The sequence below is a fragment of the Streptomyces laurentii genome (genome assembly GCF_040635425.1).
GTDB lineage: Bacteria > Actinomycetota > Actinomycetes > Streptomycetales > Streptomycetaceae > Streptomyces > Streptomyces laurentii.
In genome coordinates this window covers 94,491-119,202 of record NZ_JBEYHT010000006.1, presented here as the reverse complement: position 1 = coordinate 119,202, position 24,712 = coordinate 94,491, and the positions used below count along the sequence as shown (strand labels likewise).

The 24,712-nt window shown below is 72.6% G+C and carries 19 protein-coding genes and 1 tRNA gene; 13 read left to right on the top strand and 7 right to left on the bottom strand.

The annotated features are described in order from the left end of the window. Window positions 1-62 precede the first annotated feature (62 nt). From ABZ693_RS06005 to ABZ693_RS05970, 8 genes are all read left to right on the top strand, one after another. Window positions 63-1,004: a metallophosphoesterase gene (locus ABZ693_RS06005; protein WP_359873826.1), complete on the top strand. Its 942-nt coding sequence runs from the start codon at window positions 63-65 to the stop codon at window positions 1,002-1,004. Between the two features lie 153 nt (window positions 1,005-1,157). After that, window positions 1,158-1,231, top strand: a tRNA-Pro gene (locus ABZ693_RS06000). A 356-nt stretch (window positions 1,232-1,587) separates the two neighbouring features. Further along, window positions 1,588-2,367, top strand: coding sequence for a nucleotidyl cyclase domain-containing protein (locus ABZ693_RS05995; protein WP_359873824.1), 780 nt, complete (start codon window positions 1,588-1,590; stop codon window positions 2,365-2,367). Then, the gene (locus ABZ693_RS05990; RefSeq protein WP_359873821.1) at window positions 2,364-4,616 is read left to right on the top strand and encodes a hypothetical protein; all 2,253 of its coding nucleotides are present in this window, start codon (window positions 2,364-2,366) and stop codon (window positions 4,614-4,616) included. The genes ABZ693_RS05995 and ABZ693_RS05990 overlap by 4 nt, the downstream gene beginning before the upstream one ends. A gap of 1 nt (window position 4,617) precedes the next feature. After that, window positions 4,618-6,363: a vWA domain-containing protein gene (locus ABZ693_RS05985; RefSeq protein WP_359873819.1), complete on the top strand. Its 1,746-nt coding sequence runs from the start codon at window positions 4,618-4,620 to the stop codon at window positions 6,361-6,363. Window positions 6,364-6,385: 22 nt separating this feature from the next. Continuing rightward, window positions 6,386-7,063, top strand: a complete 678-nt coding sequence (locus tag ABZ693_RS05980) for a vWA domain-containing protein (RefSeq protein ID WP_359873817.1) — start codon at window positions 6,386-6,388, stop codon at window positions 7,061-7,063. Between the two features lie 443 nt (window positions 7,064-7,506). Next, window positions 7,507-8,424 carry a protein phosphatase 2C domain-containing protein gene (locus ABZ693_RS05975; protein ID WP_359873815.1) on the top strand — a complete coding sequence of 306 codons (918 nt, stop codon included), beginning with the start codon at window positions 7,507-7,509 and terminating at the stop codon, window positions 8,422-8,424. Next, complete coding sequence (locus ABZ693_RS05970) at window positions 8,421-10,022, top strand: hypothetical protein (protein WP_359873813.1); 1,602 nt, start codon at window positions 8,421-8,423, stop codon at window positions 10,020-10,022. The genes ABZ693_RS05975 and ABZ693_RS05970 overlap by 4 nt, the downstream gene beginning before the upstream one ends. A 34-nt stretch (window positions 10,023-10,056) precedes the next feature. Here ABZ693_RS05970 and ABZ693_RS05965 read toward each other — a convergent pair whose 3' ends face one another. Further along, a complete protein-coding gene (locus ABZ693_RS05965) occupies window positions 10,057-10,764 on the bottom strand; it encodes a Crp/Fnr family transcriptional regulator (RefSeq protein ID WP_359873811.1) in 708 nt (235 codons plus the stop codon). Window positions 10,765-11,138: 374 nt separating this feature from the next. Between ABZ693_RS05965 and ABZ693_RS05960 the strand changes: the two genes are divergently transcribed. After that, a complete protein-coding gene (locus ABZ693_RS05960) occupies window positions 11,139-12,278 on the top strand; it encodes a serine/threonine-protein kinase (RefSeq protein ID WP_359873972.1) in 1,140 nt (379 codons plus the stop codon). 53 nt (window positions 12,279-12,331) lie between these two features. Here ABZ693_RS05960 and ABZ693_RS05955 read toward each other — a convergent pair whose 3' ends face one another. Continuing rightward, window positions 12,332-12,613 carry a hypothetical protein gene (locus ABZ693_RS05955; RefSeq protein ID WP_359873809.1) on the bottom strand — a complete coding sequence of 94 codons (282 nt, stop codon included), beginning with the start codon at window positions 12,611-12,613 and terminating at the stop codon, window positions 12,332-12,334. A 295-nt stretch (window positions 12,614-12,908) separates the two neighbouring features. Here ABZ693_RS05955 and ABZ693_RS05950 point away from each other — a divergent pair, with 295 nt between their 5' ends. Further along, window positions 12,909-14,732 (top strand): alkyl/aryl-sulfatase, encoded by a 1,824-nt coding sequence (locus tag ABZ693_RS05950; protein ID WP_359873807.1) that lies wholly within the window; start codon window positions 12,909-12,911, stop codon window positions 14,730-14,732. Between the two features lie 30 nt (window positions 14,733-14,762). Here the strand turns inward: ABZ693_RS05950 and ABZ693_RS05945 are convergent, their stop codons facing one another. Together ABZ693_RS05945 and ABZ693_RS05940 are read right to left on the bottom strand one after the other, a co-directional pair. After that, window positions 14,763-15,791: a YdcF family protein gene (locus tag ABZ693_RS05945; protein WP_359873971.1), complete on the bottom strand. Its 1,029-nt coding sequence runs from the start codon at window positions 15,789-15,791 to the stop codon at window positions 14,763-14,765. A 62-nt stretch (window positions 15,792-15,853) separates the two neighbouring features. Then, the gene (locus tag ABZ693_RS05940; protein ID WP_359873805.1) at window positions 15,854-17,527 is read right to left on the bottom strand and encodes a tetratricopeptide repeat protein; all 1,674 of its coding nucleotides are present in this window, start codon (window positions 17,525-17,527) and stop codon (window positions 15,854-15,856) included. Between the two features lie 95 nt (window positions 17,528-17,622). On the opposite strand from ABZ693_RS05940, the gene ABZ693_RS05935 reads away from it, so the two are divergent. Next, the gene (locus ABZ693_RS05935) at window positions 17,623-18,738 is read left to right on the top strand and encodes an Lrp/AsnC family transcriptional regulator (RefSeq protein WP_359873803.1); all 1,116 of its coding nucleotides are present in this window, start codon (window positions 17,623-17,625) and stop codon (window positions 18,736-18,738) included. A 7-nt stretch (window positions 18,739-18,745) separates the two neighbouring features. On the opposite strand, the gene ABZ693_RS05930 is transcribed toward ABZ693_RS05935, so the two are convergent. After that, window positions 18,746-19,582 carry a class I SAM-dependent methyltransferase gene (locus ABZ693_RS05930; RefSeq protein ID WP_359873801.1) on the bottom strand — a complete coding sequence of 279 codons (837 nt, stop codon included), beginning with the start codon at window positions 19,580-19,582 and terminating at the stop codon, window positions 18,746-18,748. A 70-nt stretch (window positions 19,583-19,652) separates the two neighbouring features. Between ABZ693_RS05930 and ABZ693_RS05925 the strand changes: the two genes are divergently transcribed. Both ABZ693_RS05925 and ABZ693_RS05920 read left to right on the top strand, forming a co-directional pair. After that, window positions 19,653-21,569, top strand: a complete 1,917-nt coding sequence (locus tag ABZ693_RS05925; protein ID WP_359873799.1) for a S9 family peptidase — start codon at window positions 19,653-19,655, stop codon at window positions 21,567-21,569. A gap of 105 nt (window positions 21,570-21,674) precedes the next feature. Continuing rightward, the gene (locus ABZ693_RS05920; protein ID WP_359873797.1) at window positions 21,675-22,415 is read left to right on the top strand and encodes an SURF1 family protein; all 741 of its coding nucleotides are present in this window, start codon (window positions 21,675-21,677) and stop codon (window positions 22,413-22,415) included. Between the two features lie 78 nt (window positions 22,416-22,493). Here ABZ693_RS05920 and ABZ693_RS05915 read toward each other — a convergent pair whose 3' ends face one another. Both ABZ693_RS05915 and ABZ693_RS05910 read right to left on the bottom strand, forming a co-directional pair. After that, entirely contained in the window at window positions 22,494-23,855 is a 1,362-nt protein-coding gene (locus tag ABZ693_RS05915; protein WP_359873795.1) for a hypothetical protein, read from the bottom strand. Next, a complete protein-coding gene (locus ABZ693_RS05910; protein ID WP_359873969.1) occupies window positions 23,852-24,466 on the bottom strand; it encodes a SigE family RNA polymerase sigma factor in 615 nt (204 codons plus the stop codon). The genes ABZ693_RS05915 and ABZ693_RS05910 overlap by 4 nt, the downstream gene beginning before the upstream one ends. Window positions 24,467-24,712: the final 246 nt, after the last annotated feature.

Below are 24,712 nucleotides of genomic sequence, written 5' to 3'. Positions count from 1 at the left end.
GGCAGGTGCCCGGCGCCGACCGCCCGCGCATTTACGCCCGGCGGGTCTGCGACGATAAGGGGATGCGCGCACGGTACGGGATCCCCCTGAAGATCACGGCAGGTCTCACGGCGACGGCCGCGGCCGGACTCGTCTACGCGGCGGGCTTCGAAGCCCGCTCCTTCCGACTGCGCCGGGTGACCATCCCGGTGCTCCCCCGGGGCATGCGCGACCTGCGGGTCCTCCAGGTCTCGGACATCCACATGGTGAGCGGGCAGCGCAAGAAGCGCGCCTGGCTGCAGTCCCTGGCCGGACTGCGCCCCGACTTCGTCGTCAACACCGGCGACAACCTCTCGGACCCCGAGGCCGTGCCCGAGACGCTGGACGCGCTCGGGCCGCTGATGGAGTTCCCGGGCGTGTACGTCTTCGGCTCCAACGACTACTACGGCCCGCGGCTGCGCAACCCCGCCCTGTACCTGAAGGAGAAGATGCAGGGCCGGCACGGCCTCAACGGCAACGCACCGGTCACCGGCGCCGTGCACAACCCCTGGGAGGGCCTGCGGGACGCCTTCGACGCGGCGGGCTGGGTGAACCTGACGAACACCCGCGGCCGGCTGAAGCTGCCCGGCGCGGAGCTCGCGTTCACCGGCGTCGACGACCCGCACATCAAGCGGGACCGGTACGAGCGGGTCGCGGGCGGTCCGGAGCAGGACGCCGACTTCTCGATGGGCGTGGTGCACGCCCCGTACCTGCGGATGCTCGACGCGTTCACGGCCGACCGCTACGACCTGGTCCTGGCCGGTCACACGCACGGCGGGCAGCTGTGCGTGCCGTTCTACGGGGCGCTGGTCACCAACTGCGACCTGGACACCGACCGGGTCAAGGGCCTGTCCACCCACACGGCCGACGGCCACACCTCGTACCTGCACGTCTCGGCGGGCTGCGGCACCAACCGCTACACCCCGGTCCGCTTCGCCTGCCCGCCGGAGGCGACGCTGCTGACGCTGACCGAGGCGCGGCGCTGAGTCCCGGCGCAGAGGCCCGGTTCTCGGCCGTGCCCGCCGCGAGCCCTGTCTGACCTGCGGCGGGCGCCCCCGAGAACCGGATTTCGTCTCTGGGCGCGGGTGGGCTAAAGTAATCGATGTCGCCGGGAAGAAGCGAAATCGGAACAGCGACATCGGGGTGTAGCGCAGCTTGGCAGCGCGCTTCGTTCGGGACGAAGAGGTCGTGGGTTCAAATCCCGCCACCCCGACAGCCGAAATACCAGTTCAGGGGCCTGATCCGCGCAAGCGGGTCGGGCCCCTGAGTGGTTTCCGGGGCCTCGGGGGGGATGCTGGCATGCGATGCCGGGAGTAGATCGCAAAGACACTCCCCCATGACCTCGACCGGCCTCGTGATCACGAAGGACTTCCCTGGCCTATGCGTGGCCCGGGTGCCGAGGGGCGGATGTCACAAGTCGCCGGGCTGACGGGCATCCCATCACGTTCGACGACCCCGCGTCCCCGGTTTCCCCTTATGTGTCAAGTGGCGTAGACCCGGCCGACTTTGGTGTCGTACAACTGGGGCCACTGATCGAGCATCTGCTGCCCGAGCATTGGGGAGATCACCATGCCTGGTGAGGCCATGCACTGCTGGATCGTGGTTCTGGACATCGAGAACTTCAGCTCCCGGCCCGATCCGATCCAGCGTTCGCTGCGCACCGGAATGTACGAGGTGTTGCGCGCGGCGCTGGTACGGGCCGGGCTGCCGGCCGACGACATCGTCACCGAGGACCGAGGGGACGGGGTCCTCATGATCGTTCCAGCGACCGTCTCGCCGATCGTCCTGGCCGGGCCTTTCGTACGCGCCCTCGACGACGAGCTGCAGCAGAAGGCGGTCGTGTACAGCCCCGCCCACGCGATGCGGTTCCGCGTGGCGCTGCACCAGGGACTCACCGCCCGGGACGGTGAGGGCTGGTCCGGGGACGCCGTCAACACCGCCTGCCGACTGGTCGACGCCGGCCCGCTCCGCGAGGTCCTGGCCGCGGCAGCCTCGTCGCGGATGGTCTTCGTGGTCTCGGACGGGATCTACCAGGCCGTCGTCCGGCACGGCCATCTCTCGCTCGACCCGGCCGCGTACCTGCCTATGCCCTTCCGAACCAAGCACGGCGAACTCGTCGAGAGCTGGGTGACCGTGCCGGGCTACCCGGCCCCGCCCGGTCTCCCCGCGGCGGCCCCGGACCGGTCTGCGCAGGCCGACCCCGCGCAGACCGGTCCCACGGAGGCCGGCGGCGCCCAGGACCGGCGGCCGGCGGGCGGATCCGTCTTCAGCATCGGAACTGTCCAGGGTGACGCGTTCCAGGGTGACAAGACCGTGCACATCCACACGAACGGCCCGGTCCGGCCATGACCACACCGACGGGCGGAGCACCCGCCGCCGGCGGCGGTGGAACGGCCCCGGCGGCGGGCGGCGGGACGGGTGGGCAGGGTGGGGCGGCGGGTCACGCCGGTCCGCCCGGCCCGGCGCAGCCGACGGGCGCGGGACAGCCCCCGTCCGCGGACGGCAGTCCGGGCGCGCAGGGCGGCGGGGAGAACGGCGCCCCGGGCGAGCCCCCGCGGTCCGGGCCCGGAACCGAGTCCTTCGAGGCCACCGGCGCCATGGGACAGGGGTCTCTGCGCCACGACCGGCTGCGCAACGCCTTCGCCAACGTCGAGGGCGATGTCGTCGGCGGCGACAAATACGTCCTGCTCCTGGACGGCGGCCGGCGGCGGCTACGGACCCTCTCCCCGTTCCTGGCCGAGCCGGTGCGCTTTGCCTACCAGGAGCACCCCGGTCTGCCTGCTGCCCGGGAGGCCCTGGCGGGCCGGCATCTGCTGATCCTGCGCGGCGCCCCCGGTCACGGGAAGACGGCCATGGCCGTCCGCCTGCTCCAGGGCATGGGCGCCACCACCACGTACCACCTGGACAGCGATGTCGATTTCGGCTCCCTCGCCGACCTCCTGGAGCGCGGCGGGGACTCCATCGAGCGCGGTGCGGCCTTCCTGCTCGACCAGCCGTCCGGGATCGACGGGCTGCGCGGAGCGGAATACGAGAAGGTGCGGGGCGCGCTCGCCCTCGCCGGTGCGTGGCTGGTGATCACCGTCTCCAGCACCGAGCTCACGGACAGCGAACTCCTCACGGCCGTCGTCGACGTCACCGAGGCGCCCGGCCCGCGCGACATCGTCTCCTCGCATCTGCGCTGGCGCGTGGGGGACGCGGTCCGCGACCGGCTTCTCGCCGACGGCGGGATCACCACGCTGCTGGGCGAACTCCTCGACGGCCTCGCGTGCCAGCGGGCGGCCGATCTGGCGTCGGCGATCGCCGAGGAGTGGGAGACCGGCGAGCTGGACCCCGAGGCCGTCAAGAGACGCTTCGCCCGCCAGGCCGACGAGGACTTCGACATCTGGATGGAGAGCCTGCGGGAGCCCTCCGTTCGGAGTCTCGCGATCGCTCTCGCCGTGCTCAACGGGCTGCCTCAGGAGTACATCGCCACGGCCGCCCGCGCGCTGCGCGAGCGGCTGGAGGACGACCGCCCGCATGTGCTGATGGCCGGGCCCGGCAACGAACTCCCCCGCGTCAAGGACCCCTTCGGCGCCCCGCGGCGCAGGCAGCTGACCCGGCTGCGCGCCCACGCCATCGGCAAGGAGGACGGCGAGCCGGGGCAGGCGCTGGAGTACAAGGATCCGGCCTATCCGCCGCGGGTCGTCCGGCACGCGTGGATCCAATACGAGGTCCAGAGCGAACTGCTCGACTGGCTGTCGGCACTGGTCGTACACCCCGCCGAAGAGGTCCGGGTCTACGCGGCCGCGGCGCTCGGGGTCATCGCCTCCGAGTCGTACACCTACCTCTGCGACCGAGTCTTCCACCCGTGGGCGCGCAGCGAGAGCCCGTTGCGGCGCGACGCCGTCGCCTACGCGCTCCGGGTCGCCTCGCGCGATCCCTGGATCGCGGAGCGGGCCGACATGCTGGTGGAGGGGTGGTTCGCCGACCGGAGCGAGCCCTACGCGCAGGCGACGGCAGCCCGGGCGTACGGCATGCGCGAGGAACCCGGTCCGGCCGTCGCGGCGCTGGCGCGCCTCACCGTCGTCGACCGGGTGGCCGTGGCGGTGGCGGTGGGCCACAGCCTGACCGACCTGCTCGAGCGGAACACCGACTCGACGGGACTGGTGCTCCGCACCCTTCACGAGCGGTCCGCCGACCACCGGATGCGGCCCACGGCACTGCTCTCGTTCCTCATCGTCGCGACCGAGGTGGTGGTGGGCAAGGACGAGCCGGGGGTCGGGAACGAGGCCGAGAACTGGCCGAAGCTCCTCTATCTGGCAGACCGGCAGGAGGAGTTGCGTGGGGCGTTCATCGCCCTGTGGCGCGAGTCGCTCAATCACGCGGACTTCGGCGGGAACGCGCAACAGGTGCTGCGCAATTGGGCCACGGTCGCCGAACTCGACGAGGCGCTGCGTTCCATGTTCCAGCTGATGGTGGGCGCGATCGCGTACGGGGACCCGAGGACGGGCCGGATCCTGAGGCGGTGCGCGACCGACTGGACCGACCCGGACGAGCTGGCACCGCTGCCGCTGACCGCCGCCGTCGTTCATGCCCAGCTCGATCTGGAAGGGGTCTGACGTGTCCCTCTCTCTGATTCTCAACGACCGCCCACTGCTCCGGGCCAAGATCGGCACCCTGCCCAACCTGCCGCCGCACTTCGCGGTCGTCTATCCCCTGGACAGCGGTGGCTGGGAGGTCGAGTCGCCGAAGCACCGGACGACGACCCAGAAGTGGCTGCACAAGAACAAGCTCTGCTACGTCGTGGACCTGGGTGACCACCGGCGTACGGCCGTGCTCACCAAGACCCCGCTGACCTGCAAGGACCAGGCGCACCGCTTCAAAGCGACGATCGACGTCGGATTCCGCGTGCACGATCCGGTGGCGGTGGTCCGGGGCAATCTCCCCGATGTGCTCAGCGCCGTATACCCGTATCTGATCAGCAGGATCCGTCCGTACGCGATGCAGTTCGCGATCGACGAGGCATTCGAGGCACAGGCCAGGATCAACGGGTCGCTGGCACTGCCCATCCCGCTACCGGAGGGCCTGACGCTCTACTACTGCGATGTGCAGCTCGAACCCGACGAGGCGGTCCGCGAGTTCGTCCGCAGCCGCACCCAGGCGGCCCGCGACTGGGAGCGGGGCCGCTGGGAGCACACGCAGGTCGTCGGGAACACCCGCCACGAAGAAGTCATCACGGACATCAAACACGTGGCCCAGATAGAGCGAGAGCAACAGGCTCGCGCCGCCCTCGCCGCCGTACAGCTCGACTTTCGCGGTCTCGTCGTCGAACATCTCGCCAAGCACCCGGCCGACACCGAGAAGGCGATGGATCTGCTGTTGCGCTGGGAAGAGGGCCGCCACGCGCGGGCCCTGGACCAGGAGCAACGGCAGATCGAGATGTTCCGGTTCCTGGTCGACAAGAACATCGTGCGGGAAGTGGACCTGCCCGACGTACGCAACGGCGTCCTCGGCGGGATGCTGCCGCCTGCCATCGGGGCGCCCATGGGAACGGCGCCGGCGGCCGCACAGGCGCTGCCGCCGGCGGCGCAGTACCCGGCGTCCCCGTCCGCACCTCCGGCGGCCCCGCCGTGGGGCGGGACCCGTCCCGGCGCCGCGCAGGAGTCCGGCGGCACGCCAGCCTCGCCCGCCGCGGACGCGCGCCCGACACCGACCGGGCTCGCGCCGGTGTACGTCGTCCTGGACACCTCTCCCGCCGCGGCCGGCTGCGTCACCCAACTCCGGGACGCGCTCAGCTCGTTGCAGACCGCACTCGCCCTCAGCCCGGATGTGGCCTCGGCCGTCCGGCTGTCCTTGCTGACCTTCTCCGACACGGCGGATGTCCGAATGCCCCTCACCGAGGTGTCCTGGCAGACCGGCGTCCCCGACCTCCAGTCAGGAAACGGCTGTCGCTACGAACCGGTGTTCCGACGTCTGCTGGAGCTCGTACCGCTGGAGACGGAACGGCTCAAGCAGCAGGTGACCCGCGTGAACCGGCCGACCGTCTTCTTCCTCGTCGCGGGAGACCCGGAGGACTCCGGCCGGTGGCAGGCCGTACAGCAGGAACTGATGCGGCACCCCTACCGGCCGAACGTCATCGCCTGCGGCATCGGGGCGATCGACCGGCGAACGGTGACACGGATCGCCAGTCACCCGGAGTTCGCCGTCGAGGCGGACCCGCAGGCGCACCTCGCGGAGTCGGCGGCGCAGTTCTCGATGCTCCTCCAGAACACCGTGCTCCACCTGGGGCGGAGCGCGGTGGCGGGCTCTTCCGAGCTCCGTCCGGAACGCCCGCGGGGACTGCGCCTCATCCAGGACGTCGAGTAGAGAACTGAGAAACGAGAGAGTCATGGCTGAAACCCAAGGACAGTTGCTGCCGGTGTACGTCCTGGCGGACGAGTCCGGTTCCATGCATTCCTACGTCGGTGACCTCAACGCCGGACTCGCCTCGCTCCACCGGGCCCTGCTCGGCGAGCCGATGGCCGCGGCGAAGGTCCGCTTCTCGGTGCTGGGATTCTCCAACACCGTCACCGAGCGGCTGATCCTGGCCGATCTGCGGGCCGCGAGCGAGCTGCCCCGCCTCACGGCAAACGGGGGCACGAGCTACGAGGCGGCCTTCGCCGCGCTGCTGCGCCGGATTCCGCAGGACGTGGACACGCTCAAGAGCCAGGGCTACCGCGTCCACCGGCCCGCGGTGTTCTTCCTCAGCGACGGCCTGCCCAACGCAGGGGAGGCATGGCGGGACAGGCACCGGGAACTCACCGACCGTTCGGTGACCAAGGCGGCGCCCAACATCATCGCCTGCGGCATCGGCGAGGCCGAGGCCCAGACGATGCTCGCGATCGCCACGCAGCCTGAGTTCGCCTTCATCTCGATGCCCGGTGCCCAGCTGGGCGAGTCCATCGCCCGCTTCTTCACCGCGCTCACCAGGAGCGTGGTGGAGTCCGGCAACGCGATGGCCGCGGGCCAGGCGGAGCTCGTGGTCGAGCGGCCGGAAGGCTTCCGGCTCGCGATTGACGAGGTGTGACCGTGACACACGACTCGTGGCGCTGGCGGGAGGACGAGGCGGAGCCCGCCGGATCCTCCAGCGCCGTGCCGTCCCCGGCGGAAAGCCGGCCGCCCGACGTCCGTGCCTCGGCCGCGCCCGGGAACGGCGGCTACCCCGCTGTTCCCCCGCCGGGCGGACCGCGGGCCATTCCGCCGAGGCCCGCACACGAGCCGGGACCGTATCCCGGCTCCCCGGCGGATTCGGGGCACGGGGCCCCGGGCCCGGCGCGGCACGTGCCGTCGTCGGGGGCGCAGTCGGCGGGGCCTGTCCAGCCGCCGAGGCAGGCGCTGCCCCCGGAGACGGGACCGGCGCCGGGACGAACGCAGCCTGCGGGGCCCGTACCGCCTCGCCGCCAGCCGGGGCACGTCTCCTCGGCTCCCGTACCGACGACCCGGGAGCCGCGGGACCCGGACGCGAAGCCCGTGCCCTGGGAACGCATCCGGCTCGGCCGGCCGGCCGCCTCGTTCGAACCGAAGCCGCCGCCCGCGGACCCCTACCGCCCTGACACACTGTTCGACGGCTGGTCGACGCGCGGGCTCACCGTCCGCCTGGCCTCCGTACGCGGGGACGCGCACCGCTACAGCGGGCAGCCCCGCCAGGACGACATCGTGGTGGCGGCTCACGAGCCGACCGACACAGTGGTGTTCGCGGTCGCGGACGGCGTCTCGGCGGCCGCCCAGTCGCATGTGGGTGCCGCACTGGCCTGCCGTACCGCCGTCGCCGACGTACTGCGACAGCTGGACGACGGACGGCCGCAGGTCGACTGGGCCCGGACCGTCAAGTCGTCCGCTTACCAGCTGTTCATGCGGGTGACCCGCGGTGCGGAGCCGTCCCCGGAACAGAAGCGCGAGGCCCAGACCCTGCTGGCCACGACGCTGGTGACCGGCTTGGTACGGCTCGCCGAGGGCGGAAAGCTGGAGGTCGATCTGGTGCACGTCGGTGACAGCGGCGCCTGGATGCTCCACGAGGGCCGCTTCCGCCCGCTGCGGGGCGACACGAAGGAGCGTGCGGAAGGACTCGTCTCCCACGCGGTGGCGGCGCTTCCCTGGGTGCCCCCGTCGATCGAAGGGACCTGGTACACGCTCCCCGCGGACGGGACGCTGCTGATCGGGACGGACGGGTTCGGCGATCCGCTGGGTGACGGCACGGGCCGGATCGGCAAGCGCATGGCATGGGAGCTGGGGCGTCCGCCGCGTGAGCCGCTGGCCCTCGCCCAGCTGCTGGACTTCTCCTGGGAGACGTTCGACGACGACCGGACACTGCTGGCGGTCTGGCCGCGGCACCGCCTCGACGAGAGCGGGGATACGACGGCGTACTGGGGGGGAGGACCGACGGGATGAACCACGCGTATCCGGGGGCCATGGACATCGGCCGGATCGCGAAGGGGCGGAGATTCGCGGCCGGTGGGCAGGGCACGGTGTGGGCGGTCGAGGACCGGACCATCAACGGGTCCTGGCCGGTGGCGTACAAGGAGTACCACGCGAAGGTACGGCCTCTGGAGAACGCCGGTGTCCTCGCCGACATGGTGGCCTTCCTCCCTTCCCTGGAGCGCGGCACCGGCGCGTGGCTGGCGAACTGCACGGCCTGGCCCGCGAGTCTTGTCACCGATTCCGGTGGGGTCTGCGGATTCCTGATGCGCCAGATCCCCCCGCAGTTCATGCGCGCGTTCGCCTTCGACCCGGGGGTGCAGAAGGCCGCGGGCTTCGAGTACCTGCTGAACGACACCGGATATCTCGACACCGCGGGCATCACGATCAGCCCCCGGCAGCGATTCGAGCTGCTTCTGGACTTCGCGCGCACCCTCGGACGGCTGCACTCCCTGGGTGTCGTCGTCGGGGACATCTCGCCGAAGAACATGTTCTTCTCCCTCGACGGCACACCTGGCTGTTTCCTCATCGACTGCGACGCGATGCTCCTACGCGGCCGTTCGCTGATGCCCCAGGCCGAGACCACCAACTGGGAGGTGCCCGCGGGCGAACCCAAGGGGACCCCGGCGAGCGACGCGTACAAATTCGGGCTGCTGGCGGCGAGGCTCTTCGCCGGCAAGCAGGAGGGGCAGGACCTCGGCGTGCTGACCGCCACCGCCCCGGCCGTGGGGCAGCTGGCGGAGCAGAGCCTGCTCGCCGACCCCGCCCGGCGTCCGACGCCGGAGCAGTGGCTGCCGGCCCTGACCGAGGCGGTGAACGCAGCGCCCGCGACGCTCCCGCAGGCTGCCCCGGCCCCCGCCTTCACGCCACAGAACACTGGCGAGACAGCACCACCACCGCCGCCACCTCCACCTCCACCTCCACCGATTCCCGGAACGCCACCCCCGTCGAACGATTCCAGCGCCGGCAGGTGGCTCTTCGCGATCGCGCTGATCCTCCTGGCGATCTTCTACGGTCCCGACGTCTACGAGAAGATGACGGAGACGTCCTCGTCCAGCGACTCCGGGCCGTCGGGCCAAGGCTACGGATCCGGTGGCTCCAGCCCGTCCGCCTCGGACTCCGAGGAAGAACAGGCGCGTGCCCTGAGCGGCCTGCTGGCGAGGAACGAGGGCAACCGCGGCAGCGTCGGCGAGGCCGTCCGCCGGATGTCCTCCTGCCCGGGATATTCCGGCCTTCAGGAGACCAAGGACGTCTTCGAGGAGGCGGCAACCGCGCGTGACGATCTTCTACGGGATCTGGAAGCGCTCGACACGAATCTGCTGTCCTCTTCCATGACGGGCAGCCTCCAATCCGGATGGGAGGCGTCGGCCGCCGCCGACCGCGCCTACGCTCACTTGGCCGAGCAGATGGCGGATGACTGCACGCCAGAGGCCGTGATGTCCTCGTCGCAGTGGCAGGAGGCGGCCGATGCCAATACGCGGGCTACGCGCGCGAAGAAGGACTTCGTGTCCGACTGGAACGCACTGGCCGAGGAGCACGGGCTGAGCACGCTGTCCTGGGACGCGGTGTGACCCGCACCGGCCGGCTCGCTTCCCTCGGACGGCGCTAATGCCCGCTGCTGCTCAGCCTTTTCAGTTCGTCCGGCCGGTCGATGGTCAGCTTGTTGCGCCCCGTCGTGACCCAGCCTCGCCCGCGCCACTGCTCGAAAACACGGCTGACCGTCCGCCGCGAGCTGAGCACGAGACCGGCGAAGTCGTCCTGGGACAGGGGCAGGGTGATGAGTACGGAGCCGTCACCCACGGGGCGCCCGTACTCCGCGCCCAGTTCCAGCAGCAGTGCGGCAAGCCGTGCCTGGACGGCTTCCGAGCCGGCGGCGGCCCGGAAGCCGTCCGCCTCGCGTAGACGTTCGGAGAGGACCTGCTGCAGCGCGAACGCGATGACGGGCGCGGACCGGACGGCGGCACGGAACGTGGGCGAGGGAATCATCAGGGCCTCGACGCGGGTCAAGGCGGTGAGCGTGGCGGAGCGTGGTCCACCGTCCAGCGCGGCTTGCTCGCCCAGCAGGTCTCCGGCATTACGGATGGCAAGTACGGCCTGGTAGCCCGCGGCGGAGTTGGCGACGACCTTGACACAACCGCGCCGGACGACGAGCAGATGGTCCGTGAGGTCGTACTGCCGCAGCAGGGTATCCCTGAGCGGAAAGGTCACCATGCTCCCGATGCCGAGCAGTTCGTTCCTGCTGTCGTCGTCGAGCAGCGACCAGAACGGCATCCGGCGCGAACGACGGTGCGGCGCGCTGTCCAGAGGGGCCATGTCAGCCAAGCGCGGCACAAGCCGCGGCCGAGCCCGTGATCGTCCTGGCTCGTCTCATGCGGCTCGACTCGTGCCGCAAGCCGGGGATCCGCCGGGCCGCCTTCATCGCCTCGGTCCGGGACTCTTCCTGCGACGACACTGGAGCATCTCCCGATTCTCGAATTCCGTCACTATAGCCACGCACGCCCGCCGGCAAGGGCAGACCGGGGCAGTGAGGCTACACCTCGGCGAACCCTCTCGGTGCCGTCATAGGAGCCGAGGCCGCTCCCGGGGGCCGGTGCGGCTGCGACCGCCGGACCGGCCGTGGTGGGTGCGGGGGAAGCGGGAGTTGGGAGCCGCTCTACGATGAGTCGTCCAGGAGAAGGGTGGCTCAGGTGCTGGTCGCGGACCGATATCGGCTGCAGATGTGTGTCGGGCGTGGCGGCATGGGCGAGGTGTGGCGGGCCACCGACGAGGTGCTCGGGCGCGATGTGGCCGTGAAGCTGATGCTCGGTCACGAGCACGACCCGTCCGCCGCCGACCGGTTCCGGATGGAGGCGCAGACGGCGGCGCGGCTCAGCCACCCGCATGTGGTCGGCGTCTTCGACTTCGGTACGTGGGACGGGAAGCTGTTCCTCGTCATGGAGCTGGTGGACGGGGACAGCCTGGCCGGCGACCAGTCGACGGTCTACTCGGCCGAGCAGGTGGCGACCGTGGCCGCGCACGCGGCGGCCGGGCTCGCGGCGGCGCACCGGCAGGGCGTGGTGCACCGCGACATCAAGCCGGGCAACCTGCTGATGGACTCCGAAGGCACCGTGAAACTGGCCGACTTCGGCATCGCGCGGTTCGTGGACGACCCGTCGGCCGCGCTCACCACCGCCGGGCAGATCGTGGGCACGGGCCTGTACCTGGCGCCGGAGCGGGCGCTCGGGCAGCCGGCGTCACCCGCCTCGGACGTGTACTCGCTGGGCTGTGTGCTGTACCAACTCCTCACCGGCCAGCCGCCGTTCCGCGCCGACAGCTCGACCGCGCTGCTCTACCAGCACATCGACACGCCGCCCGCGCCGCCGCGCCAGCTCGGGGTGCCGCTGCCGGCCGCGTTCGAGTCGTTCCTGCTCTCGCTGCTCGCCAAGCAGCCCGAGCACCGGCCGCAGGCGCAGGCCATCGCCGACTGGTTCTCCTCCGGCGCCTGGCGGGACCAGCCGCAGCATCAGCCCTACGCTCCGCACGGGCAGCACCCGCAGCATCCCCCGCACGCGCAGCACGCTCCCCCGGTGATGCGGCCGCCAGCGCCGCCCCTGCACCCGCACACTCCGCCGCCCGGGCCCGCGCACGTACCCCCGGCGCACCTGCCCCCGGCCCACACGCCCCCGTCCATGGCCGTGCCGGGGCCCCGGGGCTCGCGCCGGGCTCAGCAGTCCACCGAGAACGCCCTCACCGAGCTGTCCATCCGGCGGCCGCGCCGGACGGCGGCGGTAGCCGGGGCCATCGCTTTCGTCATATGCCTGCTCATCGGGATGGCCTGGCTCAGCTGAGCCGGGCGCGGGCCGGGCCGGGCCGGGCCGGGGCCAGTGGCGCTCCCGGCCCCTCAGAAGATCCGCGGCGCCATCACATGCGGCTCCGTCTCGTCCGGCCCCAGCAGCAGACAGCGCGGCACCCCCGGGCCCGGCGTCGCGCGGACCGTCACCGGAACCGGCGGCTCGGTCGGCAGTTCGGTGCGCACGAGGACCGTACGGTCCTCGTGTGTCGTGACGTTCCCCGTCTCCTTGCCGTCCACGAGGACCTCGACCGCCCCGGGGTCACCGGTCTGGACGGTGGCGCTGATCGAGTGCCCCAGGTACTCGATGTGGAAGTGGTGCCGTGCTCGCATGCCGTCGCCTCCGCCGCGTCCGCGTCCGGGTCCGGGTCCGGGTCCGCGCCCCTTCCGGGGCCGCCGTGTCCGGGCCGCTCACTCCAGCGTAGGACGGACCGGTACATCCGACATGCGGTAGTACGTCCCCGGTGTTCCGATGGTTCGGTACGTCACCGCCGTACGCGTGCGTGAGGCCGTCCCCGCTCGTACGCACGCGTAGCGCGCCCGTACACCTCGTACACCCTCGTACGCGCCCGAACCTCGCAGCCAGAGCCCGTATCCCGCATCCCCGGACAACGGAGTGAGTGCCGGCATGACCCGACTGCCCTCCTTCGAGGACACCACCGACTTCGCCGACGCCGACCGCGGCTTCATGGCCGCCCTCGATCCCTGCGTCGTCCGGGACGCCGACGGCCGGGTGGTCTGGGACGGCGACGCGTACGCCTTCCTCGACGGCGACTGCCCCGACACCGCCCACCCCAGCCTGTGGCGCCAGTCGCAGCTGTGCGCGCGCCACGGCCTGTACGAGGTCACCGAGGGCGTCTACCAGGTACGCGGCCTCGACGTCTCCAACATGACGCTCGTCGAGGGCGACCGCGGTGTCGTCGTCATCGACCCGCTGGTCAGCGTCGAGACGGCCGCCGCGGCCCTCGCCCTCTACCGCGCGCACCGCGGCGAGCGGCCCGTCACCGGCCTGGTCTACACGCACTCGCACGGCGACCACTTCGGCGGCGCCCGCGGCGTCCTGCCGCACGGCGCCGAGGGCGGCGTCCCGGTCCTCGCCCCGGCCGGTTTCCTGGAGCACGCGATCAGCGAGAACGTGTACGCGGGCAACGCCATGGTCCGCCGCGGTCTCTTCATGTACGGCGGCATGCCGCCGGGGCCTGACGGGGCGATCGGCTTCGGTCTCGCCAACGCGGTGTCCACCGGCACCATCAGCCTGGTCCCGCCGACCGTGGCCATCACCCGGACCGGGCAGGAGGTGACCGTCGACGGCGTACGGATGCTCTTCCAGCTCACCCCGGGCACCGAGGCCCCGGCCGAGATGAACCTCCTGCTGACCGGCCCGCGCGCGCTGTGCCTGGCCGAGAACGCCACCCACACCCTGCACAACGTGCTCACCCTGCGCGGCGCGGTGGTCCGCGACGCCCGCGCCTGGGCGCACTACCTGGACGAGGCCATCGAGTTCTTCCACGGCCGTTTCGACGTCGGCTTCGCCTCCCACCACTGGCCCACCTGGGGCCACGAGCACGTGGTGCGGTTCCTGTCCGAGCAGCGCGACCTCTACGCGTATCTGCACGACCAGTCGCTGCGGCTGCTCAACGAGGGGCACACCGGCCCCGAGATCGCCGAACTGCTGCGGCTGCCGCCCGCCCTGGAGCGGGTCTGGCACGCGCGCGGCTACTACGGCTCGCTCAGCCACAACGCCAAGGCCGTCTACCAGCGCTATCTCGGCTGGTACGACGGCAACCCGGCGCATCTGTGGGAGCACCCGCCGGCGGAACTCGCGCGCCGGTACGTGGACGTGGCCGGCGGCCCGGCCGAGGCCGTCGCGAAGGCGCGGGCGTACGCGGAGGACGGCGACCCGCGGTTCGCGGCGACGCTGCTCGCCCATGTGGTCTTCGCCGATCCGGGGCACGAGGAGGCGAAGGAGGCGCTCGCCGAGGTCTACACGCGGCTGGGGCGCGGCGCCGAGAACGGCACCTGGCGCAACATCTACCTCACCGCCGCCTGGGAGCTGCGCGGCGGCGAGCCGCCGCGGCTGGTCGACATGACCAACCCCGAGATGGCACGGGCCATGACCGCGTCGATGCTCGTCGACTCGATCGCCATCCGCGTCGACGGGCCGCGCGCCTGGGACGACGACCTCACCATCGACCTGCGCCTGGCCGCCCCGGACCAGGCCCGGCGGCTGACGCTGCGCCACGGGGCGCTGACCCACCGGGCGCTCACCGGACCGCCGCGCTCGCCCGCGGGGCTGACCCTCACGCTCGACCGGACGCAGCTGCTCGGGCTGCTCGCGGGGCAGGACACGGGCGATCTGGGGGTCGGGGTGGAGGGCGATCCGGAGCTGCTGGCGCGGCTGCTGTCGTACGTGACGACTCCGGACCCGAGCTTCCCCGTCGTCACCCCGTGAGCCCAGCCGATCTCGGCGCGCGGCCGGTCCTCAGAGCGCGGCGAGAACCGCCAGGCCGCCGAGCAGGATCAGCCCGCCGCAGATCCCCAGGTTGACCTTCTTGTAGGTGAGGAACACCGCCGCGAACTCGCGGATGGTGGCGCTCGGCCAGAAGTACGCGGCGGTCGGCGAGCCGACCACCTGGCCGTTCACGCCCACCTCCCGGGCCAGCAGGGCGGCGCGGAAGGCGTGGAAGTTGTTGGTGACGATCACGCACTCGGCGTCCGGCCGTTCGACGTCCATCAGCGCCTTGGTGAAGAGCAGGTTCTCCTCGGTCGTCCGCGAGCGGTCCTCGCGGATGATCCGGTCCGCCGGGAAGCCGCGTTCCACCAGGTAGTCGGCCATCGCGTGCGATTCGGGCACCGCCTCGTCGGAGCCTTGGCCGCCGGAGACGACGAGCAGCGGCGTCCGGGCCTCCTCCGTGCCCTCGGCTCCGCGCCGCTCGGCCAGCTTCTCGTACACCTGGCGGCCCCGCTCCAGGCGGCTCGCGAGCAGCGGCGGCACGCGGTCGCCGATCAGTCCGGAGCCGAGGACGACGACGTAGTCGGCGTCGCGGCGGATGCTCAGCCGGCCGTAGAGGGCGGCGTAGCCGATGAAGCAGAGGAAGAGGAAGGAGACGTATCCGAGGACGAGCAGGAGGGTGAGGACGGCGGCGCCGAGCACCGCCGACTGGGTGAACACGGCGACGACCATCAGGGCCATCACGCCGTATATGCCGAGCCCGGCGAGCAGCGCGAGCAGGTTGGCCGGGCGCCGGCCCTCCTTGCGGAGCATCTTCACGCCGTTGGAGCACAGCAGCGTGGCGAGCGTGACCGGCCCGAGGGCGACCACGAGCAGCAGCACGATCAGCACCACTCCGGCGACGCCGCGCGGCGCGTCCTTGAGACTGGCGAGCAGCCCGACGCCGAGGAAGGTGACGGAGAGGCCGAGGTACACGGCGTTGCTGAACCGGCGCCGGTCGCGCAGAACGCCGATGCCGAAGAGGAGGAGGAAGACGGCTGCGACGACGAAGGCGACCATGTCGATCATCGTACGTATCCCCTTCGCCCTCTCGCCGAATTGCGTGGCCTACGCGCGCGAAGTCAGAGAAGAGCCACCAGGGAACGCAGGCCGCGCCGCGCGCCCTCCGCGTACGCCTGGCGCAGTTCGGCCGCGGAGTAGGTCGCGCGCAGGGCGTCGTCGAGCGGGCCCCGCACCGGCGAGGCGAAGTTCGCGGGCCGGTAGTCGTCCTGGAAGGCGGCGACCCGCAGGGCGTCGGTGGCGCCGAGGAGACGGGCGGCGTCGAGCGGGCGGCCGCTCTGGAGACGTACGCGCGCGAGGAGTTCGGCGGAGCAGGCCGTTCCGGTGACCCCGCCGAACCGCAGATGGCCCCATACGGCGCGCAGCGCGTGGCCGGCGGCGCGGACCACCTCGCCCTCCCAGCAGGCGAGTTCGGCCCGGGAGTACTCGAACCAGGCGTCGGCCCAGAGGTCGCGTTCGGCCCAACTGGGCGGACTGGAACGGTCGAGGACCTCCTGGGCGGCCTCGGGGTCGGCCCGGGTGAGGACGAGGGCGAGGGCGGCCCGGCACAGCTGCTGGGTGGGGCCGGCGTCCGGGCAGGTGCCGACCAGCGTCACCGCGTCGCGCAGTTCGGCCTCGGCGGCCGCCGTACGCCCCTGGTAGTGGGCCATCAGCCCGCGCAGATAGGCCAGCAGGCCCAGACACCGCTTGTCGTCCTCGCGCACCGCCGCCGCCCACGCCTGGACGAGCAGGGGATCGGCGGCCTCGGGACGGCCGGACTCCAGTTCCAGGTGCGCGGCGAGCCACAGGGCGCGGGCGGGGAGGGGGCCGGGGTGGGCGGCGAGCGCGCGCCGGAGCCGGGCGTGGCCTTCAGGGACCCGGCCGCAGGCGATCCACAGGAACCAGAGGGAGACGACGATCTCGACCGCGGACTCGGCCCGGTCGGGGGCCGGGGCGGGGGCCGGGGCGGGGGCCGGGGCGGGGGCCGGGGCGGGCGGGGCGGGCGGGGCGCCCGGCGGGTCCGCGGGGCCGGTGACGTCCGGGCCGCCGGTGAGGTCGGTGCGGCCGGTGAGGTCGGGGGACACCGCGTCCGCCCGGCCCGCCGCCGTATCCATCTCCGCCGCCTGGGAGGCCTCCACCGCCGCCTCGGCGGAGTCGGTCAACGGCGGCGTGACCTCCAGGTCCGGGTCCATCGCCACAGTCAGATCGGGCAGTTCGCGCAGCGCCAAGGCGCGGGCGTCGAGCTGGCGGCCGCCGTGCCACCAGTCGGCGGCCCGCCGCGCGAGCCTCAGGCACCACCCGCGGTGCAGCCGGACGACGGCGGCGCGCTCGCCGCGGGCGGTGAGCCGGCGGGCGCCGACCGTCCGTACCGCGGCGGGCATCGCGTACCGGATCTCGCCGGGCTCCCCGTCGGCCGCCGGCAGCAGGACGAGCGGGGCGAGCCGGTCCAGGACGCCGGGGACGGCCTCGCGGGGCAGCACCCCGGACACACAGACCTCACGGACGGCTTCCCGGCCGAAGGAGCCCTCGAAGACGGACAGCCGTTCCCACAGGAGCTGTTCGAGGAAGGCGCAGCGCGCGTAGGCGCGTTCGGCGGCGGCGATCACCGCCGCGGAGGGCTCGGAGGGCTCGGAGGGCTCGGAGGGCTGGTCCGGCCCCGCCGCGTCCACGGGACCGGGCCCCGCCCCGCCGGGCCGTACGGGGACCCTCTCGCGGCCCTCTCCGCGCCGCGGATCCCTGGCTTCGATTTCCGTCATATGTCCCGGTCACCCCGCTGTGTCGTCGGTTTCCTTATCCTGAGGTACCGATTCGAATCGGCCTGCGATTTGCCGTAAATCGGCCAAGGAGGGCAATGCAGACCGGGGAATCCGTCCTGGGGGAGATGGATCTGGCGCTGATCCACGCGCTCCAGATCGCACCGCGCGCCAGCTGGACCCAGCTCTCCGCCGTCCTCGGCGCGAGCCCCGACACCCTCGCCCGCCGCTGGGAGCATCTGACGGCGGGCGGCTACGCCTGGGCCGGCTTCCTGGCCCAGCCGCCGAACACCGGCGCCCTGGTGTGCGCCTGGGTGGAGGTCACCTGCACGCCCGGCTTCTCCGAGGCGGCCGCGATCGAACTGTCCGGCGACCCGGACACTCTGATCGTGAGCCGGGTGACCGGCGACACCGATCTCCTGCTCCTGGTGATGTGCCCGGGGCTCGACGGACTCGACGACTACCTGGTGGGGCGGGTCCGGCGGCTGCCCGGCGTGGCGGCGACGCAGACCCAGGTGATCACCGGCATCCACAGCAACCGCGACCTGTGGGAGCTGGACCAGCTCACCCCGCGCCAGCGGCGGCAGCTCGCCGAACTCTCCGGGCCCGCGACCGGCACCCGTCCCGCGTCCGCGTCCGGGTCCGTCACGCCGGGTTCCGGCCGCGGTTCCGGCCCCGGATCCGTCAGGTCACGCGCGCGTCGGCCGGCGGCCCGGCTGAGCGAGCTGGACGTGGCGCTGGTCCTGGAGCTGGCCGGCGACGCCCGGCGCACCGCCGCGGAGCTGGCGCGTATCTGCGAGGTCAGCGAATCGACCGTACGGCGCCGGCTGGACGTCCTGGTGAACGGCGGCGCGCTGATCCACCACTGCTCCCCGGCGCCGCGCTTCTCGGGCCGGCCCATGTGGGCGATGATCAAGGCGGAGGTGCCCCCGCTCGGGACGCCGGCGGCGGTGACGGCCCTCGCCCGGCTTCGGCAGAACTGCCTGGTGACCTCCGTGACGGGCCCCCACAACCTGGCCATCGGCGGCTGGCTGCGGTCGGTCGACGAGCTGTACGAGCTCACCACGGCGATCGAGCGGACGACGCCGTCGATCCGGATCGCGGCCACCTCGCTGTCCCTGCGGATCCACAAGACGGGCGCGCAGGTCCTCGGCCCGGACGGACGCCGCAGGGACTGCGTCCGTCCGGAAGCCCGGCTCCTCTCCTCGGCCTGACCGAGGGCTACGACGCGGGCTTGGTCGCCTTGATCGAGTACATCAGCGGGATCCGGGGGTGCCCGGCCGGGAAGCGGTACGAGCCGTCGTCCTGCCGCTGGAGGTTCTCGTAGCGCGCGTGCAGCGTCATGTCGTGCTCGTGCAGGAACTCGATGCGCAGTCCGGCCCGGGCGATGGCCGTGACGACCGCGCCGACCGGGTGCACCCACTCCACGCTGCGGTTGTGGACGGTGGCGGCGTCCCGGTCCGCGTACGTCCCGGTGGAGGTGGTGTCCACCCACGGGTCGCGCACGAAGTAGTCGTGGACGAGCCGGGTCCCGGTCTCGTCGTCGAAGGAGTCGGCGAACGGATGGAACTCGGCGACGTAGAGGAAGCCGCCGGGGGCGACCAGGGCGGCGACCGTCTCCGCCCAGCGGTCGAGGTCCGGCATCCAGCACAGCGCGCCGCCGCCGGTGTAGACGATGTCGTACGAGGAGTCCGGCACGGCCTCGGCGGCGTCGTACACGTCGGCGGCGACGAACGCGGCCCGGTCCGGGGTCAGCCCGAGGTCGGCGGCGAGGGCGCGGGCGGTCTCGACGGCCGGTTCGGAGAAGTCGAGGCCGACGACGTGCGCGGCGCCGTGCCGGGCCCAGGAGAGGGTGTCGAGGCCGAAGTGGCACTGGAGGTGCAGGAGGGAGCGGCCGGTGACGTCGCCGACCTCCTCCCGTTCGAAGGCGCGCAGCGGGTCCTCGCCGGCCCGGAAGCGGTCGAGGCCGTAGTAGTCGCTGGCGGCGTGGATCGGCACCCGCTCGTCCCACAGGGCGCGGTTGGCTGCGTACCAGTCTTCCGGTGTCGGTCCATACATGCCCGCGAGGTTATCCACAGGTTGGGGATCGGGCGAACAATTTGTCCGCCGGGCAGAGCATCATGGCTTCATGACCGAGAGCACCCAGAGCACCGACGCCACCGACAGCAGCACGAGCAACAAGGACTTCGCCGAGGCCCCGGCCTGGGAGCAGCGGTTCCGCGCGCCGCGGGTCTCCCTGCCGGAGTGGGCGGAGGACGCCCCGGACCGCTCACTGTTCGTGTCGAACGCGACGGGGACCTTCGAGCTGTACGCGTGGGACCGGGCGACCGGCGGGCAGCGGCAGGTCACCGACCGGCCGAACGGGACGACGGACGGCACGCTGAGCCCGGACGGCACCGCGATCTGGTGGTTCGCGGACTCCGACGGCGACGAGTTCGGCGTGTGGATGCGCCAGCCCTTCGAGGGCGGCGCGGACGAGCCGGCCGTGCCGGGACTCGACGCCTCCTACTCCGCCGGGCTCGCCCTCGGCCGGGACGGCACGGTCGTGGTGGGCCGGTCCACGGACGAGGACGGCTCGACCGTGCACCTGCTGCGGCCGGGCGCCGAGGCGCCGGTGGAGATCTACCGGCACCGCGAGTCGGCCGGTGTCGGCGACCTGTCCCGGGACGGCTCCCTGATCGCGATCGAGCACACCGAGCACGGCGACGCGATGCACTCGGCGATCCGCGTCGTACGTGCGGACAGCGTCTCGGACGGCACCTCGGGCGGTGACTCGGGCGGTGACTCGGGCGGTGACTCGGGCGGCGTCCCGGTGGTGGCCGAGCTCGACGACACCAAGGGCGGTACGGAGGAGCTGGGCCTGAGCGTCCTCGGCTTCGCGCCGCGGGCCGGGGACACCCGGCTGCTGGTCGGGCACCAGCGGCGCGGCCGCTGGGAGCCGATGCTGTGGGACGTGGCCACGGGCACGGAGACCGATCTGCGGCTCGACCTGCCCGGCGACGTGTCGGCGGAGTGGTACCCGGACGGCTCCGGCCTGCTGATCGAGCACGGCTACGAGGCCCGGACCGAGCTGTGGCGGTACGACATCGCCACCGGCGCCCTGGTCCGGGTGGAGACCCCGGCCGGCACGGTCTCGGACGCGACGGCGCGCCCGGACGGCACGGTGGAGTACCTGTGGTCGTCGGCCGCGGTGCCGCCGGTGGTGCGGTCCACGGACGGCTCCGTCGTGCTCGACCCGCCCGGCCCGAAGGCGCCGGCCTCGATCGCCGTGGAGGACGTGTGGGTGGACGGCCCCGGCGGCCGGGTGCACGCGCTGGTGCAGCGCCCGGCGGCGGGCGAGGGCCCGTTCCCGACGGTGTTCGAGGTGCACGGCGGCCCGACCTGGCACGACAGCGACGCCTTCGCGTCCGCCCCGGCGGCCTGGCTCGACCACGGGTACGCGGTGGTGCGGGTCAACTACCGCGGCTCCACCGGCTACGGCCGGGAGTGGACGGACGCGCTCAAGCACCGCGTCGGCCTGATCGAGCTGGAGGACATCGCGGCGGTCCGCGAATGGGCGGTCACGAGCGGCCTGGCCGACCCGGCGAAGCTGGTCCTGTCGGGCGGCTCCTGGGGCGGCTACCTCACCCTGCTCGGCCTCGGCACCCAGCCGGACGTCTGGGCTGTGGGCCTCGCGGCCGTGCCCGTCGCCGACTACGTGACGGCGTACGAGGACGAGATGGAGGCCCTGAAGGCGCTGGACCGCACGCTGCTCGGCGGCTCGCCCGAGGAGGTCCCGGAGCGGTTCGCGGCCTCGTCGCCGCTGACGTACGTGGACCGGGTCAAGGCCCCGGTGCACATCGTGGCCGGCGTCAACGACCCGCGCTGCCCGATCCGCCAGATCGACAACTACGTCGACCGGCTGGCCGCCCGCGGCGCGGTGCACGAGGTGTACCGGTACGACGCGGGGCACGGCTCGCTGGTGGTCGAGGAGCGGATCAAGCAGCTGCGCCTGGACCTCGACTTCGCGGCCCGGCACCTGGGGACGCCGGGCTCCGCGAAGTAGGCGCGAACGCACGGAGGGACACGGGCGGGACACGGAAGGGGACACGGGAGCCGGACAGGGGACCCGGGCCGCCGGGAGGCGGGCGGGCCCCCGTACCGTGGAGGCGTGTACCAGTTCCTGAGAACGCCCCGCTGGTGGGGGATCAACGTCTTCGTCCTCCTCGCCATCCCGTTCTGCGTGTTCATGGGGATGTGGCAGCTGGGCAGATTCGAGGACAAGGTCGCCTCCCATCAGCAGGCCGAGCAGCGGGCCGACCGGCCGGCCCCACGGGCCGAGCCGCTGGACTCGCTGCTGCCCGTGGACACCGAGACCTCGGGCCGGATCGCGCGGGCCAGCGGGCGGTACGAGCAGCAGTTCCTGGTCCCCGACCGGGAGCTGGACGGCCGCACCGGCGCGTACGTCCTCACCCTGCTGAAGACCGACGGCGGCCGCGCGCTGCCGGTGGTCCGGGGCTGGCTGCCGGCCGGTGCGAAGGCGCCGGCCCCGCCGTCCGGCGAGGTCACCGTCGACGGCGCGCTGCAGGTCTCCGAGAGCCCGGGTTCCAAGGGCGTCCGGACCGCCGGCGGGCTGCCCGAGGGGCAGCTCGGCATGATCAGCGCCGCCGCGCTCGTCAACGTGGTCACGGACGACGTGTACGACGCCTGGATCACCCTGACCGACTCCCCCGCCGGGCTCACCCCGGTGCCGGCGACGGCGCCGGAGGGCACCAGCCTCGACCTGAAGGCGTTCCAGAACCTGGGCTACACCGCCGAGTGGTTCGTGTTCGCCGGCTTCGTGGTCTTCATGTGGTTCCGGCTGCTGCGCCGCGAGCGGGAGGCCTCCCGGGACGCGGCCCTCGGGCTGTAGGACGCTGGGACGACATACGAAAGGCCCGGGCCCGACGGTGGACACCGTCGGGCCCGGGCCTTTGTGTACGGGGGGGGGTCAGGAGGAGCCGATGACTCCGGTCCGGTAGATGGTGCCCGCACAGGCGTTGGGGATGGTGGTCTCGGCGACCGGGCCGCCCGGGTCCGCCGTGTGCGACACCGCGACGCTGCCGTCCGCCGGGGCGCCGTCGACCGTGCCGAGCTGGGGCGCGGACCCGCCGTCGGACGGGACCTGTCCGCTCGTACCCGTGGCACCGCCGGCATCGCCGCCCGTCGACGCGCCGCTGTCGGTGGTCGGGGTCGGGGACGGGGTCGCCGGGACACCGCCGGCGCCGCCGGGGCTCGGGACACAGGTGTCGCTGGGCACCCAGGCGAACCGCACCTCGTACGCGTTGTCCGGGGGCAGCAGCAGCTTCGGCGACTCCGTGGAGGGGTCGGGCAGCCCGCCGGCCGCGTCTCCCGAGATGTGCTCCACGACGGCGATCTTCTTCTTGTCGGCCGCGCCCCGCGCCTGGAAGTCGACCGTGCCCGCGCCCTCGACCACGCACTCGCGGCCGGAGACGTTGGCGATACGGAAGCTGCCGTAGACCTTCCCGGCCGCGTCGGGCGCGTCGGCCCGGGCCGAGGTGACGCCGAGCTGGGCGGCCTGGCAGCCCGCCACGCCGTCCGGGGGCGGGGAGGGGCTGGCCGCGGCGCCGGCGCCGCCGGTCTTGCCGTCCGCCGGGGTGTCGGGCTCGCCGCCGCCCTTGGTGCCGCCGTCGGGCGGCGCGCTCGCCCCGGCGCCGGGGCCGGCGCCGGGCTGCTTGCTGCCGCCCTCGACGCCGGTCTCGCTGCCGGTGCCGCCCTGGGCCTGCTCGCCGTGTCCCGCGTTGACCGCCTGGTCGGAGGCGCTGAGGCCGCCCGACGAGGCGACGTGCACCAGGGCGGGTACGGCGGTGCCCACGAGGACGACCGCGGCGGCCAGGCCGACGATGGCCTGCCGCTTACGGGCTCTGCGGGCGGGGACCGCCTGGCGCAGGTGGTCGAGGACCCCCGGAGCGGGTTCGAGACCGGACACCGCGCCCTGGAGCAGCCGCCGCAGCGCCAACTCGTCGGGCAGGCCGTCCTCCGGTGCTTCGTTCACCATCCCGTGTCCACTCACGTCGTCCCGGTCACTGTGCTGGCCGCGCGGGTCGTGCCCGTTCGACTGGTCCTGCCGGTCCCACAGGTCTTGCTGGTCTTGCTGCTCTTGCTGGTCTTGCTGGTCTTGCTGGTCTTGCCGGTGGTGCTGATCTCGCCGGTCCTGCTCGTCGTGTCGGTCGTCCGCGCCGTGCCGCGCACGCTTCAAGGGCGCGGCGGCGTGCTCGTGTTCCTCGTACTCCTCCGGCCCGTCGGCACCGCCGGTGCCGACGCCGCCGTCCAGGCGGCCGTGCCCGCTCATGAGGTGGCCTCCATCGCGACACGCAGCGCCGCGATGCCCCGCGAACCGTACGCCTTGACCGACCCGAGCGAGATGCCGAGGGTCTCCGCGACCTGTGCCTCCGTCATGTCGGCGAAGTATCGCAGGACGAGGACTTCACGCTGGCGTCGCTGGAGTCCGCGCATCGCCTTGATCAGCGCGTCGCGCTCCAGCTGGTCGTACGCGCCCTCCTCGGCGCTCGCCATGTCGGGCATCGGCTTCGAGAGCAGCTTGAGCCCGAGGATGCGGCGGCGCAGCGCCGACCGCGACAGATTGACGACCGTCTGCCGCAGATAGGCCAGAGTCTTCTCGGGGTCCCGCACCCGGTTGCGCGCGGAGTGCACCCGGATGAACGCCTCCTGCACGACGTCCTCGCAGGAAGCGGTGTCGTCGAGGAGCAGCGCCGCGAGACCGAGCAGGGAACGGTAGTGCGCGCGGTAGGTCTCCGTGAGGTGGTCGACCGTCGTACCGGCAGCCATCGCGTCGTCAGCGCCCTCGCGGGGCGTCGGGATGCCGTTCACGGCCGGGGGCCGTGACGACCGGGATTCCCGGGCCTGCCGGGTTCGGATGGGCACGGGCGCGATCACCGGCATGCCGCCGGCCGGGCGCGCCCGCCCGAGCGATCGCACCCCCGTGCCGTGCAGCGGGATGAACGCCGCCATGTCGAGTACCTCTGCCACGCCTGTTGGACACGCTGCCCCCCGCCAGGGTTGTACGCGTACGCCACCGTTTTTGGCGGTGCGTCGTTTGTCCTCATGCGCACCCGTTCTCCCCCAATGGCCCGCTCTCGCACGTGCTCCACGTCGCATGGGTTCGGGCGCACGCGTAGACGCTCCCGA

What these genes read in the sequence shown, in the direction of transcription:
- ABZ693_RS06005 (WP_359873826.1), top strand. Translation starts at nt 63, where the DNA reads ATGCGCGCACGGTACGGGATCCCCCTGAAGATCACGGCAGGTCTCACG.
- ABZ693_RS05995 (WP_359873824.1), top strand. Translation starts at nt 1,588, where the DNA reads ATGCCTGGTGAGGCCATGCACTGCTGGATCGTGGTTCTGGACATCGAG.
- ABZ693_RS05990 (WP_359873821.1), top strand. Translation starts at nt 2,364, where the DNA reads ATGACCACACCGACGGGCGGAGCACCCGCCGCCGGCGGCGGTGGAACG.
- ABZ693_RS05980 (WP_359873817.1), top strand. Translation starts at nt 6,386, where the DNA reads ATGGCTGAAACCCAAGGACAGTTGCTGCCGGTGTACGTCCTGGCGGAC.
- ABZ693_RS05970 (WP_359873813.1), top strand. Translation starts at nt 8,421, where the DNA reads ATGAACCACGCGTATCCGGGGGCCATGGACATCGGCCGGATCGCGAAG.
- ABZ693_RS05965 (WP_359873811.1), bottom strand. Translation starts at nt 10,764, where the DNA reads ATGGCCCCTCTGGACAGCGCGCCGCACCGTCGTTCGCGCCGGATGCCG.
- ABZ693_RS05955 (WP_359873809.1), bottom strand. Translation starts at nt 12,613, where the DNA reads ATGCGAGCACGGCACCACTTCCACATCGAGTACCTGGGGCACTCGATC.
- ABZ693_RS05950 (WP_359873807.1), top strand. Translation starts at nt 12,909, where the DNA reads ATGACCCGACTGCCCTCCTTCGAGGACACCACCGACTTCGCCGACGCC.
- ABZ693_RS05945 (WP_359873971.1), bottom strand. Translation starts at nt 15,791, where the DNA reads ATGGTCGCCTTCGTCGTCGCAGCCGTCTTCCTCCTCCTCTTCGGCATC.
- ABZ693_RS05940 (WP_359873805.1), bottom strand. Translation starts at nt 17,527, where the DNA reads ATGACGGAAATCGAAGCCAGGGATCCGCGGCGCGGAGAGGGCCGCGAG.
- ABZ693_RS05935 (WP_359873803.1), top strand. Translation starts at nt 17,623, where the DNA reads ATGCAGACCGGGGAATCCGTCCTGGGGGAGATGGATCTGGCGCTGATC.
- ABZ693_RS05930 (WP_359873801.1), bottom strand. Translation starts at nt 19,582, where the DNA reads ATGTATGGACCGACACCGGAAGACTGGTACGCAGCCAACCGCGCCCTG.
- ABZ693_RS05925 (WP_359873799.1), top strand. Translation starts at nt 19,653, where the DNA reads ATGACCGAGAGCACCCAGAGCACCGACGCCACCGACAGCAGCACGAGC.
- ABZ693_RS05915 (WP_359873795.1), bottom strand. Translation starts at nt 23,855, where the DNA reads ATGAGCGGGCACGGCCGCCTGGACGGCGGCGTCGGCACCGGCGGTGCC.
- ABZ693_RS05910 (WP_359873969.1), bottom strand. Translation starts at nt 24,466, where the DNA reads ATGCCGGTGATCGCGCCCGTGCCCATCCGAACCCGGCAGGCCCGGGAA.